The organism is Agromyces cucurbitae, assembly GCF_058349945.1.
In genome coordinates, this window is record NZ_JBYRES010000002.1 from 72,448 (window position 1) to 87,261 (window position 14,814).

The window sequence follows — 14,814 nt, forward strand, 5'->3', positions numbered from 1 at the left end:
CTCGGCGTCGCGCTGGGCTGACGTTCGGCGCGGCACGCCGTTGCGAGGTGACTCGTGGCGGCGCGTCGCATCGGATCCCAGTCCGTTCCGACCGGGCCGGCCCGCCCGGTGTCGGGTGCGGCGACCGCCGCGCCGGAGATCGAGGACTCGGCGCATCGTCGCTCCTCCCTGCTGGCGGTCGGGCAACGAGAGCCCGGCAGGGGTTTCGCTGCGCCACTTCGTCGCCCTGCGCGCCAGGGGAACTGGCGCAGAGGGCGCTGAGGTGGCGCGCGGCGCGAGTCCGGCGTTGCGGCTTTGCAGGCGGCTCAGCCCGCCGGCTCGACCACGAGCCCCGTACCGCCGCCGCGGCGCACCGGCTCGGCGACCGCGGTCATGAGCCCGTCGGCGTCGACCTCGATCGCGGCGACCGCGCCGATCTCGGCCGAGGTCGAGAACGTGTGACCGTACGCGGCGAGCGCCGCCTCGTACGACGCCCGGAACGCCGGCTCGGCCGCGACCGCCGCGGTGTTGCGCTGCGACGCACGCGGTGCGGCGACCGCCTCGGGCAGGGTCATGCCGAGGTCGATGCGGTTCACGAGCACCTGGGTCACGGTCGTGATGATCATCGACCCGCCGGGTGAGCCCACGACGAAGCGCACGTCGCCGTCGTCGAGCACGATCGTGGGCGACATCGACGAGCGCGGGCGCTTGCCCGGTTCGACGATGTTCGGGTCGGCCGGGTTCGGCACGAAGCTGAAGTCGGTCAGCTCGTTGTTGAGCAGGAACCCCCGACCGGGCACCGTCATGCCCGAACCGCCGGTCTGCTCGATCGTGAGCGTGTAGGCCACGGCATTGCCCCACCGGTCGGCGACCGAGAGGTGCGTCGTCGAGATGTTCTCGGTGTCGACGGGCTCGTCGGCCGCGACCGCATCGCACCCGGCGGCGTCGAGCGGTGCCGGGGGCACGGGCTTCACCGACGCGGCATCCGGGTCGATCACGCAGGCTCGCGCGTCGGCGAACCCCTGGCTGAGCAGGGTCTCGGTCGGCACGTCGACGAACGCCGGGTCGCCCACGTAGGCGTTGCGATCGGCGAACGCGTGCGCGGTGGCCTCGAGGTAGAGGTGCAGCGCCTGCACCGGGTCGGCGCCCGCGAGGTCGAAGCTCTCGAGGATGTTGAGCGACTCGCCCACGGTCGTGCCGCCCGACGACGACGGCGCCATGCCGTAGACGTCGAGGCCGCGGTACTCGATGTGCGTCGGTGCCTGGTCGAGCACCTCGTAGTCGGCGAGGTCGTCGGCGGTGAGGTACCCCGGGTAGGCCGGCAGCGTCGCATCGGCGTCGACGACCGGCTCCTGCGCGATGGCGGCGATCTCGTCGGCGAGCGGTCCTTCGTAGAAGACGTCGGTGCCGCCGAGCGCGATCTGCCGCAGGGTGCGCGCGAGGTCGAGGTTCTTGAAGACGCTGCCGACCTTCGGGGCGTCGCCGCCGGGCAGGAAGAGCTCGGCCGTGTCGGGGAACGCCTCGAACCGCGCCTGGTTGGCGAGCGTCTGGTCGCGGAACGTCTGGTCGACGACGAACCCCTTCGTCGCGAGCAGGATCGCCGGCTGGAGCGCATCGCGCAGCGACGTCGTGCCGAACTCGTCGAGCGCGGCCTCCCACGTCGCGAGCGTGCCCGGCGTGCCGACCGAGAGCCCCGACGACACGGCGTCGGCGAACGCGTAGGGCGTGCCCGTCGCCGGGTCGATGAAGGCGTCGCTCGGCATCGTCGCCGGCGCGGTCTCGCGACCGTCGATCGTCGACAGCTCGCCGGTCTCGGCGTCGAAGTACACGAGGTACCCGCCGCCGCCGATGCCGGCGCTGTACGGTTCGGTGACACCCAGCGCGGCGGCGGTCGCGACGGCGGCGTCGACCGCGTTGCCGCCGTCGCGCAGCACCTCGAGGCCGACGGCGCTGGCCGAGGCATCCACCGACGAGACGGCCCCGCCGAAGCCCGTCGACGTCGCCGGGGCGGGTGGTGCCGGCCGCCCGGTCACGACCGCGCCCGCCGAGGCGGAGCCGGCCGACGCGGCCGTCGGTGCGGCGAACGCCGCGAGCGAGAGTGCCGCGACGATGGCGATGATGCTGCGGCCGGCCGTGAAGCGGCCGCGATCGACGTTGACCATGGTGACCCCCGAAGTGGTGACATCTGCCCGTTGGGGCTCACGGTAGACCCGGGGCGCGGGGGCGGCAACCCCTTGCCGCCCCCGCCGTGGTCAGCGCAGGCCGGGCCGGTTCACGCTCGGCGGGATGGTGCAGAAGTCGTAGTAGTACCGGGTCGGCTGCTCGGGGTCGGTGACATCCACGATCACGGATGCCCCGGAGTGGGGCAGCTCGTCCCCCGCGAGCGTCCACACCGAGAAGTGCCACACGCCGCGCACCGCATCGTCGAGCAGGTGCCGACCGTCGACGACGAGCACGACGTCGTCGCCCTCGGCACCCGGCAGTTCGTGCGCGCGGAAGGGCTCGACGACTTCGCCGCGCAGCGTCGCCTCGTCGACGGCGCCGACGCTGCGACGCACGACGGTCGTGCCGTGCCGGTGCGCATCGGCGCCGGCCGCGGTCGGCGCGAGCGCGAGGCGGGCGGCGATCGTCGCAGCCAGCTCGTCGGCCAGGCGAGCGGATGCCGCGGGGTCGGCGCCCTCGACCGCGACGAGTCGCCGCCCGCGGCGGGCGTTGTGCAGGAACTCGTCGGCGATCCACTCGATCGTCGGCAGCGGTCCGGCCTGGATCGGGCTCATGTCTCGAGGCTACGCCGTCCGCCGTCCGCCGTCCGCCGTCCGCCCGGGTCGGTCTGGGCCGGGGTTCGACTCGACACGCCGTCGCCGGGACCCGGCCCGCGGCGTGTCGGTCTGGATCCCAGCCGAGAGCGACACGAGTGGCGCGGCGCGATGCGGCCGACGGGACCGGTGCCGGCGCTCAGGATTGCGCGGCGGCGACCCCGTCCGGGGTTCGGACGGACGACGGGCCGCCGGGCGCGGCGACCGCGATGAGCGGGCGCCCGGTGATCGGGTGGTCGACGACCTCGGCCCGCACGCCGTAGACCCGCTCGACGAGTTCGGCCGTGAGCACCTCGGCCGGGGCGCCGGCCGCGACGACCCTCCCGTCGGCGAGCACGATCACGTGATCGGCGTACGCCGCGGCGTGCGAGAGGTCGTGCAGCGCCGCGACGACGGTGAGCCCGTCGCGGGCGAGCCCGCCGAGCAGCTCGAGCGTCGTGAGCTGGGCCGAGAGGTCGAGGTGGTTCGTCGGCTCGTCGACGAGCAGCAGTTCGGGCTGCTGTGCGAGCGCCCGCGCGAGCACGACCCGCTGCCGCTCGCCGCCCGAGAGCTCGGTGACCGGTCGCCGGGCGAACTGCACGGCCCCGACGGCCTCGAGCGCCCGCGCCGCGATCTCGCGGTCGTGCTCGCCGACGGCGGCGAACGCGCCGAGGTGCGGGGTGCGCCCGAGCAGCACGGATGCCTCGACGTCGAGCTGCGCGTCGACTTCGCCCTGCTGCTCGGCGAGGGCGACCAGTCGTGCGCGCTCACGGCGTCGCATCCCGGGCAGTGAACGCCCGTCGAGCGACAGGTCGCCGGCGGAGGCGCGCTCGACCGCGGCGATGAGGTGCAGCAGCGTCGACTTGCCCGCGCCGTTCGGGCCGACGAGCGCGGTCAGCGCACCGCTAGGCAGCGTCGCGTCGACGCCGTCGATGATCGTGCGCCCGGCACGGTCGAAGCGCACCCGGGAGAGGTCGAGGCTCATGTCGTGCTCCTTCGGCGCAGCAGCAGCCAGGCGAACACCGGGCCGCCGATGAGGGCGGTGAGGATGCCGACGGGCAGCTCTCGCGGATCGAACATCGTGCGTGCGCCCGTGTCGGCCCACACCAGGAAGATCGCGCCCGCGAGTGCCGACAACGGCAGCAGTGCGCGATGCCCGGGCCCGATGATGAGTCGCACCGCGTGCGGCAGGATGAGCCCGACGAACCCGATCGACCCGCTCACCGCGACGAGGGCGCCCGTGAGCAGCGCCGTGCCGCCCAGCAGCAGCACCCGGCTGCGACCCACGTTCACCCCGAGCGCGGCCGCGCCAGTCTCGCCGACCGCGAAGGCGTCGAGGGTGCGCGCGCTCGCGATGAGCGGCAGGCCGACGACGACGAGGGCGATGCCCGAGATCGCGACCGAGGTCCAATCGGTGCCCGAGAGCGACCCGAGCAGCCAGTTCAGGATCTCGCGGTAGCTGTCGTTCGTCGCGCTCCAGAAGATGACGAGGCTCGTGATCGCCCCGAACACGCTCGTCACCGCGACGCCCGCGAGCACGGTCGCCGTGGGCGAGAGCCGGGCGCCGGTCGCACGGCCGGCACCGCCGGCGCGGCCGGCGCCGAGTGCGAGGCCGAGCGTCGCGAGCAGGGCGACGATCGCGCCCGCGAACGCCGCGACCGGCAGCATGAGCGACCAGCCGAGCACGAGTACGACGACCGCACCGACCGACGCGCCCGACGAGAGCCCGAGCAGGTAGGGGTCGGCGAGCGGGTTGCGCGTGATCGCCTGCATCACGGCGCCGCAGATCGCGAGCCCCGCGCCGACCGCCGCGGCCGTCAGCACGCGCGGCATGCGCAGCTGCCAGACGATGCCGTCGCGGATGGGCGAGAGCGTCGACTCGCCGAAGCCGAGGTGCGCGCCGACGCTCGCGAGCACGTCGGCGGGCGACAGGGCTGCCGGGCCGATCGTCACCGCGACGACGATCGACACGACGAGGAGCACGGCGAGGCCGATGCCCCAGAGGGTCGGGCGGGTTGAGGAGGAGCGCAGCGACGTCTCGAAACCCGTGGTCGGGTTTCGAGACGCGTCCTCCTGCGTCGGGCGCTCCTCAACCCGCGGGCGGCCTTCGAGCCCGCGGTTTCGAGACGCGTCCTCCTGCGTCGGGCGCTCCTCAACCCACGAGTCGGACATCAGTCCTCCAGCATGCCCAGCTGCTCGACGATCGAGGCCACGGCGTCGACGTTGCGCACACCGGCCTCGGTCGACGGGAAGTCGACGACGACGTACCGCTTCGCCTGCACCGCGGGCAGCGCGGCGGTCGCGGGGTTCGACTCGAGCGCGGCGATCTTCGCGTCGGCGGTGTTCCACGGCGCGTCGACGAGCACGATGACGTCGGGGTTCGCGTCGACGACGGCCTCCCACGACATCGCCGTCCAGGTGTCGTGCACGTCGGCGGCGACGTTCTCGAGCCCCGCGGCATCCATGATCATCTGCGGTGCGCCGATGCCGGCGCCCACGAACGGCTGGTCGTCGCCCGAGGAGTACCAGAGCGCGGTGAGTCCGTCCTCCGACGGCGTGATCGCGTCGAGCGCCTCGCGCTGCGACGCGACGAGGTCGGCGGCACGGTCGGGCACGCCGAAGATCGCCCCGGCCTCCTCGAACTCGCGGAAGACCTCGTCGAAGGTCAGGGGGTCGGGCATGTAGCCCGCGGCCTTGCACGCGGCCGGGGCGACGTAGCTCGCGACACCGAGTGCGGCGAGGGCGTCGCGCTCGCCGGCGCCCTCGGCCGAGAGGTTCGACTCCCAGCCGGCGTAGACGAGATCGGGCTCGACGGCGAGGGTCGCCTCCTGCGAGGGCACCTTGTCGCTCAGCACCTCGAGGTCGGCGGCGGCGTCGGCGTACTCGTCGGGCACTGGCCCGTCGGCGAACGCGGTGCCGACGACCTTGTCTTCGAGGCCGAGCGCGAGCATGAGCTCGAGCGTCGACGACTTGACGGTGACGACCCGCTCGGGGGCGGCGTCGAACGTCACCTCGGTGCCGCAGTTGTCGAGGGTGAGCGGGTAGCCGGATGCCTCGGCGCCGGCGTCGTTCCCGGCGGAATCGGCGGCGGGCGAGGCGCCGGCGGAGCTCGCGCAACCGGCGAGCAGGGCGACAGCGGCGACGGCCGTGAGGGCGAGGGGCAGGCGGGCGTGGCGGTGCATGGGCAGAGTTCCTCCGGGATGGCGTGCAGGCGTGTCCGACGACGGTCGGCGACTCGCGGCCCAATCCCGGGCCACCACGACCGGGCAATCGAGCCCGGTGGTCGCTTCGCAGCCTAGCGCCGGAGTCGAACTGGAATCAATACTGGATTCTGGATCCAAAATGGGTCATGATGTCCTCGCGGGCCTCGATCGAGCACTTCGATCAGGGCCGGGGCGACGATTCGCCCGCCGTGTCCGGGTCCCGCGCAACGCCGCGTCGAGATCCGGGAGGACCCGCATGAAGAGCACCGAGGTCGAGTTCACCAGCGAAGGCGATCGCATCGCCGCGATCTGGCGAACGCCCGACGAGGCCACGGGGCCGCTCCGCGCGATCGTGCAAGGCCCGGGTTGGCTCGGACTCAAGGACGCGAAGCTCTACGTGCGCTACCACGAGGCGCTCACGGCCGCCGGCTTCGGCGTGCTCGTCTTCGACTACCGCGGCTTCGGCGACTCGGCGGGCGACCGCGGCATCCTCTCGCCGGCCCGCCAGCTGCAGGACCTCGTGAACGCCGTCACCTACCTCACCACCCGCGACGACGTCGACGCCGACGCGATCGGCGCCTTCGGCACGGGCGGCACGGGCGGTGGCAACTCCGTGCTGCTCGCCGACGCCGACCCGCGCGTGAAGGCGGCGGTCAGCCAGGTGCCCGTCGCCGACGGCACCGACTGGCTGCACCGCATGCGGCAGGAGCACGAGTGGCTCGCATTCCTCGCCGGACTCGAGGAGGACCGCCGCCTCCGCGTCACGACCGGCGCCGGACGCCTCGTGCACCCCAGAGAAGAGATCATGGTGCCCACCCCCGAGCGCCGCGCCACCAACATCAAGGCGGACGTCGACGACCGGATCCCGAGCGCGATCCCGCTCTCGTGCGCCGACGAGATCCTCGCGTACAAGCCCATCGACGCGGCATCCCGCCTCGAGACGCCGCTGCTCGTGATCGGCGTCGAGGGCGACGCGACCACCCCCACCGATCACGCCGAGCGGCTGTACGCCGCGGCGAAGGGGCCCAAGCAGCTCATCATGCAGCGGCACACCACCCACTACGCGGCGTACGACCGCTACTGGACCGAGACCACCCCGCTGATCGTCGACTGGCTCGACCGCTACGTGCGGCCGAGCGACGTCGAGGTCCGCACCACGCGCTCGCCCGGCCAGGGCGAGACCGCAGAACGACTGGAGGCACCCGTGGAGGCAACGCGTTCGGAGGTCGTGCGATGAGCATCGACCTGAGGATCTCCGGCGGCATCGTCGTCACCCCGTCGGGGCCGGTCGCCGCCGACCTGCTCGTCGACGACGGCCGCGTGGCCGGCATCGTCGGCGCCGACGTCGCGGTCGAGGCCGACCGCACGATCGACGCGACCGGCCGGCTCGTGCTGCCCGGCATGGTCGACGTGCACGTGCACACCCGCGAGCCCGGCTACGAGCACAAGGACGACATCTTCACGACCTCGCAGCAGGCCGCGGCGGGCGGCGTCACGACGATGTTCGGCATGCCGAACCTCAACCCGCCGACCGTCGACGTGACGACGCTGCGCGACGTGTTCGACCGCTACACGGCGAGCTCGATCGTCGACTGGAACCACAACCCGGCACCGACGAAGTTCGACGACATCGTGCCGATGGCCGAGATGGGCATCTGCGCGTACAAGATCTACATGGTCGTCGACACGGGCCGCACCTACCCGCACCCGGCCGGCACCGGCATCCACGACCACGGCCACCTGCTGCAGATCATGGACCGCATCGCCACGACCGGCAAGCGCTTCATCGTGCACCCGCACGACCAGGCGCTCATGGACTACATCGAGGGCGAAGTGCTCGCCCGCGGCGAGAACACGCCGCAGGGCTACGCCTCGGCGTACGCGGCCCGCGAGGGCGTCATCTGGGACACGGCGATCGACGTCGTGCTGCGCCTCGCCGAGGCGTCGGGATGCCCCGTGCACATCGCCCACATCCAGACCCGCCGCTCGATCGAGGCCGTGCGCCGCGCGAAGGCCGCCGGCGTCGACGTGACGTGCGAGGTCAACCACTGGGCGCCGTTCCTCTCCACCTGGCACGACGTCGAGACCCTCGGCCCGTACGCGCTGTCGTACTGGGTGCCCGACGACAACCGCGCCGCCGTGTGGGAGGGCATGCGCGACGGGACGATCGACATCGCGTCGTCCGACCACGCGCCGCACACGCGCGAGGAGAAGGAGATCGGCTGGACCGAGATGTGGAGCGCCCACACCGGCACCCCGGGCATCCAGTACTACTACGAGCTCATGCTCGACGCCGTCAACCGGGGCGAGCTCACCCTCGAGCGCGCGGTCGACATGGTCGCCCGCATCCCCGCCGAGAAGTTCGGTCTCGCGGGTGTCAAGGGCACGCTCGAGGTCGGCGCCGACGCCGACGTCGTGATCGCCGACCCGGCCTGCGAGTGGACGATCACGAACGACGACGTGCTGTCGAAGATCGGCTGGACCCCGTACGACGGCCGCACCATCTCCGCCCGGATCGAGCGCACCCTCGTGCGCGGCGAGGACGTCTACGCCGACGGCGTCGTCGTCGGCCGACCCGGTCAGGGCAAGCTCGCGGCCGCTCGGGCCGACGACTCCGCGGCCGCGGCCGCACGCGATGCGCTCGCCGTCGGCGGCGCACAGGAAGGGAACTGACATGAAATTCGGACTGCTGCTGCCGCACTTCGGCGAGGAGGCGAGCCGCGAGAAGCTGCTCGAGGGCTCGAAGCTCGCCGAGGACCGGGGCTTCGACTCGGTGTGGGTGCGCGACCACCTCGTCTTCGAGCCGCACGGCGAGATGGAGAAGCCGAACCGCACCTTCTACGACGCGCTCACGACGCTCACCGCGATCGGCGCGGTCACCGAGAAGCTCGAGCTCGGCACGGGTTCGCTCATCCCGTTCCGCCACCCGCTCGTGACCGCGCTCATGGCGGGCACGATCACCCAGCTCGTCGGCCCGCGCCTCATCCTGGGCTTCGGCGCCGGTACCTTCGACCACGAGTTCGAGGCCGTCGGCTGGGGCGACCTCAACCGCGTCGAGATGGTGCGGTCGAACGCCGAGATCCTGAAGCGCGTGTTCACCGAGAACGACGTCACCTACGACGACGGCATCTTCTCGTTCGAGAACGTCACGATCGAGCCGAAGCCCGTCGGCGGCCCGGTGCCGTTCTGGTACTGCGGCGCGACGCCCGCGTCGGCCCGCCTCGCGGCCGAGTACGCCGACGGCTGGATGCCGGGACGCATCTCGCTGCGCACGATGGAGAAGCGCATCGAGGTCATGAAGAGCATGACGGATGCCTCGGGCCGGCCGATGCCGACGGTCGCCGTGATCCCCCCGACGTCCATTGAGGACACCCGCGAGGAGGCGCTCAAGCACGTCAACATCCCGGGCCTGCTCGCCTGGGCGAACAAGGCGCGCTTCACGGTGAAGCCCGAGTCGGGCAGCTTCCAGACCGTCGAAGACCTCGAGGGCCAGCTCATCGTGGGCGACCCCGACCAGGCCGTCGAGGAGATCAAGAAGTTCGAGGCGCTCGGCGTCGAGCACCTCGTGTTCGACTTCCGGTTCAAGTTCGACCGGTTCTTCGAGCAGATCGAGCTGCTCGGCACCGAAGTGCTGCCGAAGTTCCGCCAGGGGCAGGCCGCGGCGTAGCCGCACCGCTCGAGCGGGTTGAGGAGGGAGCGAAGCGACCGTCTCGAAACCAGCCCCACGTGGTGCGGGTTTCGAGACGCTCCTTCGTCGCTCCTCAACCCACCAGAATCATCGACACGAAACCTCAACGAGGAGGAGCGAATGACGACGACGACCGAACCACGCAGCCACGAGGCATCCCCACCGGCACCGTTGATCTCGGTGCGCGACCTCTCGGTGACCTACGACGTGGCCCGCACCGGCAAGCGGCTCGTCGCGATCGAGGGTGTCGACCTCGACGTGCACGAGGGGGAGTTCGTGACGGTGCTGGGGCCGTCGGGCTGCGGCAAGACGACGTTCATGAACGTCGTCGCCGGGCTCGTGAAGCCGTCGTCGGGCACCGTGCTCGTCGACGGCTCGACCGTCACGGGGCCGGGGCCCGATCGCGCCGTCGTGTTCCAGGACTACGCGCTGCTGCCGTGGCGCACCGTCTTCGACAACGTGAAGTTCGGGCTCGAGATGCAGAAGGGGCTGAAGGGGGAGGGCTGGCGCGAGCGGGTGCAGGAGGCGATCGAGATGGTCGGCCTCGCCGGCTTCGAGTCGTCGTACCCGCGCGAGCTCTCGGGCGGCATGCAGCAGCGCGTCGGGCTCGCTCGCGCGTTCGTCGCCGAGCCGCGCATCCTGCTCATGGACGAGCCGCTCGGCGCCGTCGACGCCCTCACCCGCGAGGTGATGCGCGACGAGATCGACAAGCTCATCCAGAAGACCGGCAAGACGGTGCTCTTCATCACGCACTCGATCGAGGAGGCGATCCTGCTCGGCGACCGCATCGTCGTGTTCAAGAGCCATCCGGGTGCGATCAAGGAGGTCATCGAGACGGGCCTCGAGCGCCCGCGCTCGGAGCGCAGCGTGCAGCACGACCCGCGGTTCCTCGAGCTGCGCGATCACCTGTGGGACGCCCTGCAGGGCGAGGCGACGGCGGCGGCGGTCTCGAAATGAGCGCGTTCCTCGCGAGCGGGCCGAACCTCGGCCGCGGCGGCGTCGGCGCCTGGCTGGCGGGCCTCAGCCCGGCCGGCAAGGCCGGTGTGCTGGCGGGCGAGGTCGTCGTCATGCTGCTCGTCTGGCAGCTCGTCGTCGGGGTGCTCGGGTGGATCAACCCGGTCTTCCTGCCGCCGCCCACCGCGATCTGGCAGGGATTCCTGCAGCTCGTCGCCTCGGGCGTGCTCTGGCCGAACCTGCTCATCTCGCTGCAGGCGTGGCTCATCGGGTTCGTCATCGCGGCGGTCATCGCCATCCCGCTCGGGCTGCTCATGGGCACGTCGCTGCCCGTCGACCGGGTCGCAGGTCCCATCGCGTGGACGATCTACGCGACCCCCTCGATCGCCTACCAGCCGCTCGCGAAGGCGTGGTTCGGCTTCGGCATCGGTCCGGTCGTGTTCCTCGTGGCGATCAGCGCGCTGTTCCCGATCCTGCTCAACGTCGCGGCGGGCATGCGCACGACGAACCCGTCGATCATCAGGGCGGGCCGCGTGTACGGGGCGAGCCGCCTGCAGCTCTACCGGTCGGTGTACCTGCCGTCGACCGTGCCGTTCCTGTTCGCGGGCCTCCGCCAGGCGGTCGTGCTCGCGACGATCGGCATGGTCGTCGCCGAGCTGTCGGGCTCGGCGATCGGCATGGGCGCCCTCATCATCAAGTCGGTCAACACCTACCAGACGGGCCAGGCGTATGCGGCGATCGCGATCGTCATGCTCTGGAGCGTCGGCATGGCGCAGCTCGTGAGCCTCGTCGAACGCTGGACCGCCCCGTGGACGAGGAAGGGCCGGCGATGAGCGTCACGAGTGCGACCGGGACCATGCGCATCGTGCGACCCCGCCGGGTCGTGCGCCGCGACGAGGCGAAGTGGACGTGGCTGCTCATCGGCGTGGTCGCGGCGATCCTGCTCATCTGGGAGGCGGCGGTCAGTTGGCTGCACCTCGTGCCCGAGGCCTTCCTGCCGCCGCCCACCGCGGTCGCGGCATCCTTCGCGCAGCTGATGGTCGACCCCGCCTTCTGGCAGGCCTTCGCGTACAGCATGACGAACGTCGTCATCGGTCTCGTGCTGGCGGTCGTCGTCGGCGTCGTCGTGGGTCTCGCCGTCGGCTGGTCGGCGGCGCTGCGGTTCACGGTCGCGCCGTTCCTGTGGCTGCTCTATTCGACGCCGAAGGTGGCGCTCGCGCCGCTCTTCATCCTCGCGCTCGGGCTCGGCAGTGCGTCGAAGATCGCGCTCGTGTTCCTGCTCGCGGTGTTCCCCATCATCCTCAACACGATGGAGGGCGCCGTCACGGTGAACGGCTCGCTCGTGAACGCCGGCCGCGTCTACGGGGTCAACGGCATCGCGCTCGGCTGGAAGGTCATCTTCCCGGCGACGCTGCCATACAGCCTCTCGGGCATCCAGCGCGGCGCCGCGCTCGCCTTCACGGGCGAGGTGCTCGGCGAATTCCTCGGCGGCACCGGCGGGCTCGGCCACATGCTCGAGTACGCGGCGTACCAGTTCGACATGGCCGAGGCGATCGCGATGGTGATCGTGATGGTGATCATCGCGAACCTGACGCTCGTGCTCATCTCGACGCTGCGTCGACGGCTCGCGCCCTGGTACGACGACCGCAAGATCGCGGGGGCGTCGTGACGTCTTCGTTCCGCAAGCAGGTGATCCGCCCCGAGGGGGTCTACCCGCCGACGGCGGACTTCAGCCAGGCGATCCGCGTCTCGGGCGGCGACCTCGTGTTCGTGAGCGGCATCATCGGCATGCGGCCCGACGGGTCCATGCCCTCGACGGCGCGCGAACAGGTCGAGCTGGCCTTCGAGAACCTGGCGAAGGTGCTGGATGCCGCGGGCGCGAGCCCCTCGGACGTCGTGAAGGTGAACGTGTTCGTCGGGGAGTCGTTCGCGCTCGTGCGCGACGACGTGCGGGAGATCCGCGCGCGGTACTTCACGCACGACTTCCCGGTGTCGACGCGCGTACAGGTGGCGGGCTTCGCCTCACCCGAGTACCGCTTCGAGATCGAGGCGATCGCCGCGATTGCGCCCGTCGCGGCGGGTTGAGGAGCGACGAAGGAGCGTCTCGAAACCCAGGACCCGCGATCACCGAGTGCCCCGCAGACCGCCGGCCCCCGTCTCATGCGCGATGACGGGGGTCGGCCCCGCGTCGACGGCGTGCCCGGTCGGCGCCAGCGCGTTGCTGTTTCGGCAACGTGCGTTGCGCGCGTTGGGGGACCTCGGCACTGTTGGCTCTCGTACGCACGCTCCATCCACCACGAGAGGCACCCGTGAGCACGCCTGTTCCCGCATCCATCCCCAAGCCGCCCAGCAAGCACGAACTCGCGCTCATGATCTGGCTCGCGGTGACGCCCACCCTGCTCGGCATCAACCTCGTGCTCGGGCCCCTGCTCGCGGCGCTGCCGCTCGTGCCGCGCACGCTCGTCGTCGTCACGATCGCCGTGCCGATCGTCATCTACGCGATCATGCCCGTCCTCCACCGGCTCCGTCGGAGACTCCTCGCCCGCCGCGCCGTCTAGCCTCGCGCCGGCCGGACCCGCGCGAAGACGTCGCGCGGGAGTTCCTCGATCGACCAATGCCAGTTCCGCCTCATCGTGAGGCGGAACTGGCATTGCTCCATCGCGGAACGCTCCTCGGGAGGAATGGCGATCGACCTGCGCCTGAAGACTTGTGAGGAGCGGAGCTGTGCGCCATGCGTGCGATGGCTCGGCTCGCCCGAGTACTCGAAAGCCCCCGCCGTCATGCGCTGCGGCGGGGGCTCTCGGTGAGAGGGGGCGAGTCGTGAGGTGGTGCGAGCCGCTGAGCGGTCAGCTCACTTCGACGCGTCGCCGGGGTAGATCAGGTCGGCCGGACCTTCGTTCGTCAGGCCGAGCAGCTCCTGCGCCTTGAGCAGGTAGGCGAGCTGCGACTCGTCGAACTCGAGCGGCTGCAGGTTCTGCGTCTCGATCGTCGTGTCCCAGGCCTCGGTGTCGAAGTAGAGGTTCGGGCACGCGAGGTGGCCGTCGAGCACCCAGGGGCTCTCCGAGTCGCGCAGGTCGCTGACGTCGAAGTCGTTGGCCTCGTAGATGTCGAGCACCGAGTCGACGTTCTCGGGGAACTCGCCCGGCGCGGGCGCCGTCATGTAGTCGGTCGCCTTGAGCGTCGCCCGCAGGAACCGCACGAGCGAGTTCGGGTTCTCGGCCGCCCAGCCGGAGCCCGCGACCTGCACGTCGTTGGCCCAGTTGCGCAGCGACTCGACGATGATCTCGGCGCCGTGCTCCTCGAGGGCGGGGCGGTCGTCGGCGTAGAACGGCTGCATCGAGATCTTGTCGTTCACGAAGAACTCGGTCCACGACTCCGAGCCGGGGCCGGGGTAGACGACCTCGGTCTGCACCGTGTCGAGGTCCCAGCCCTCCTCCTTGAGCACGCGCTTGCGCTGGAACTCCGCCGGGTCGCCCGGGGTGCCCGCGAGCACGATCGACGTGCCGTCGAGGTCGTCGACCTTCGTGACGCCCTTCTGGGCGGCGAAGTCGAAGTTCTGCCGGCAGTAGTGCCCGCCGACGAGGTCGACGCCGACCCCGCCGCGGATCGCCTCGATGACGGTGCCGGTCGACTCGACGCCGATGTCGGCGCTGCCCGACGCGACGGCCGCGGTGACGTTGTCGGCCGTGATGACCTCGACAGTCAGGCCCTCGTCCTCGTAGTAGCCGAGGTCGCTCGCGAGCACGTACATCGAGTACATGGTCACGTCGGGGAAGGGAATGGCCACCGTGATCTCGGTGTCCTCGGCGGCACCGGGCTCGCCGTCGGCGAGCTCGACGGGGCCGGATGCCGCGCCCGGGCCGGTCGCGGCGCAGCCGGCGAGCAGCGCGAGGGATGCCGCGGCGACGATCGTCGCATGGGCTGAGCGGGGGATTGATCTGCGCATGATGCTCCGTTCCTGACGGGTGGTGCGCTGAGGCTCCCGCGGAGAGCGTTCGCCTCGTCGCGAATTGCTGGATACGGTATCCAAAATGGGCGGAACTGTCTATGGTTCTGTTCAGAAGCCTCGAGATGAAGGGCCGCGAAGAGGCATGTCCTGCACCTGATTGGGCATGGCAACGCTCTGGCTCGTGCATGTGAGGCATGGATACCGTTTCCGAAGACCTCGCGGAGACGGCCGCGACTCGACGACGAG

Annotated in this window: 14 protein-coding genes; 8 read left to right on the forward strand and 6 right to left on the reverse strand. The window is 71.3% G+C overall.

What is annotated here, in order from left to right; translation table 11 throughout:
* Positions 1–305: 305 nt before the first annotated feature.
* The 5 genes from ggt to AC3RJ6_RS07285 all read right to left on the reverse strand — a co-directional run bounded on the left by ggt (position 306) and on the right by AC3RJ6_RS07285 (position 5,956).
* Positions 306–2,141 carry a gamma-glutamyltransferase gene (ggt, locus tag AC3RJ6_RS07265; RefSeq protein WP_491426311.1) on the reverse strand — a complete coding sequence of 612 codons (1,836 nt, stop codon included), beginning with the start codon at positions 2,139–2,141 and terminating at the stop codon, positions 306–308.
* A gap of 90 nt (positions 2,142–2,231) precedes the next feature.
* Entirely contained in the window at positions 2,232–2,756 is a 525-nt protein-coding gene (locus tag AC3RJ6_RS07270) for a nucleoside/nucleotide kinase family protein (RefSeq protein ID WP_491426312.1), read from the reverse strand.
* A gap of 178 nt (positions 2,757–2,934) precedes the next feature.
* Positions 2,935–3,759, reverse strand: coding sequence for an ABC transporter ATP-binding protein (locus tag AC3RJ6_RS07275; protein ID WP_491426313.1), 825 nt, complete (start codon positions 3,757–3,759; stop codon positions 2,935–2,937).
* Positions 3,756–4,946 (reverse strand): putative F420-0 ABC transporter permease subunit, encoded by a 1,191-nt coding sequence (locus tag AC3RJ6_RS07280; RefSeq protein ID WP_491426314.1) that lies wholly within the window; start codon positions 4,944–4,946, stop codon positions 3,756–3,758. The genes AC3RJ6_RS07275 and AC3RJ6_RS07280 overlap by 4 nt, the downstream gene beginning before the upstream one ends.
* A complete protein-coding gene (locus AC3RJ6_RS07285) occupies positions 4,946–5,956 on the reverse strand; it encodes a putative F420-0 ABC transporter substrate-binding protein (protein ID WP_491426315.1) in 1,011 nt (336 codons plus the stop codon). The genes AC3RJ6_RS07280 and AC3RJ6_RS07285 overlap by 1 nt, the downstream gene beginning before the upstream one ends.
* A gap of 277 nt (positions 5,957–6,233) precedes the next feature.
* Here AC3RJ6_RS07285 and AC3RJ6_RS07290 point away from each other — a divergent pair, with 277 nt between their 5' ends.
* The 8 genes from AC3RJ6_RS07290 to AC3RJ6_RS07325 all read left to right on the forward strand — a co-directional run bounded on the left by AC3RJ6_RS07290 (position 6,234) and on the right by AC3RJ6_RS07325 (position 13,177).
* The gene (locus AC3RJ6_RS07290) at positions 6,234–7,214 is read left to right on the forward strand and encodes an alpha/beta hydrolase (RefSeq protein WP_491426316.1); all 981 of its coding nucleotides are present in this window, start codon (positions 6,234–6,236) and stop codon (positions 7,212–7,214) included.
* Positions 7,211–8,650, forward strand: a complete 1,440-nt coding sequence (locus tag AC3RJ6_RS07295) for a dihydroorotase (protein ID WP_491426317.1) — start codon at positions 7,211–7,213, stop codon at positions 8,648–8,650. Before AC3RJ6_RS07290 ends, AC3RJ6_RS07295 begins: the two co-directional genes overlap by 4 nt.
* Before the next feature lies 1 nt (position 8,651).
* Positions 8,652–9,644, forward strand: coding sequence for an LLM class flavin-dependent oxidoreductase (locus tag AC3RJ6_RS07300; protein ID WP_491426318.1), 993 nt, complete (start codon positions 8,652–8,654; stop codon positions 9,642–9,644).
* Between the two features lie 141 nt (positions 9,645–9,785).
* Complete coding sequence (locus AC3RJ6_RS07305) at positions 9,786–10,622, forward strand: ABC transporter ATP-binding protein (protein ID WP_491426319.1); 837 nt, start codon at positions 9,786–9,788, stop codon at positions 10,620–10,622.
* The gene (locus AC3RJ6_RS07310; RefSeq protein ID WP_491426320.1) at positions 10,619–11,452 is read left to right on the forward strand and encodes an ABC transporter permease; all 834 of its coding nucleotides are present in this window, start codon (positions 10,619–10,621) and stop codon (positions 11,450–11,452) included. Before AC3RJ6_RS07305 ends, AC3RJ6_RS07310 begins: the two co-directional genes overlap by 4 nt.
* Positions 11,449–12,288 carry an ABC transporter permease gene (locus tag AC3RJ6_RS07315; RefSeq protein WP_491426321.1) on the forward strand — a complete coding sequence of 280 codons (840 nt, stop codon included), beginning with the start codon at positions 11,449–11,451 and terminating at the stop codon, positions 12,286–12,288. Before AC3RJ6_RS07310 ends, AC3RJ6_RS07315 begins: the two co-directional genes overlap by 4 nt.
* Complete coding sequence (locus AC3RJ6_RS07320; protein ID WP_491426322.1) at positions 12,285–12,704, forward strand: RidA family protein; 420 nt, start codon at positions 12,285–12,287, stop codon at positions 12,702–12,704. Before AC3RJ6_RS07315 ends, AC3RJ6_RS07320 begins: the two co-directional genes overlap by 4 nt.
* A 224-nt stretch (positions 12,705–12,928) precedes the next feature.
* Positions 12,929–13,177 carry a putative antibiotic biosynthesis monooxygenase gene (locus tag AC3RJ6_RS07325; RefSeq protein ID WP_491426323.1) on the forward strand — a complete coding sequence of 83 codons (249 nt, stop codon included), beginning with the start codon at positions 12,929–12,931 and terminating at the stop codon, positions 13,175–13,177.
* A gap of 293 nt (positions 13,178–13,470) precedes the next feature.
* Here the strand turns inward: AC3RJ6_RS07325 and AC3RJ6_RS07330 are convergent, their stop codons facing one another.
* Complete coding sequence (locus AC3RJ6_RS07330) at positions 13,471–14,565, reverse strand: ABC transporter substrate-binding protein (protein WP_491426324.1); 1,095 nt, start codon at positions 14,563–14,565, stop codon at positions 13,471–13,473.
* Between the last annotated feature and the right edge of the window lie 249 nt (positions 14,566–14,814).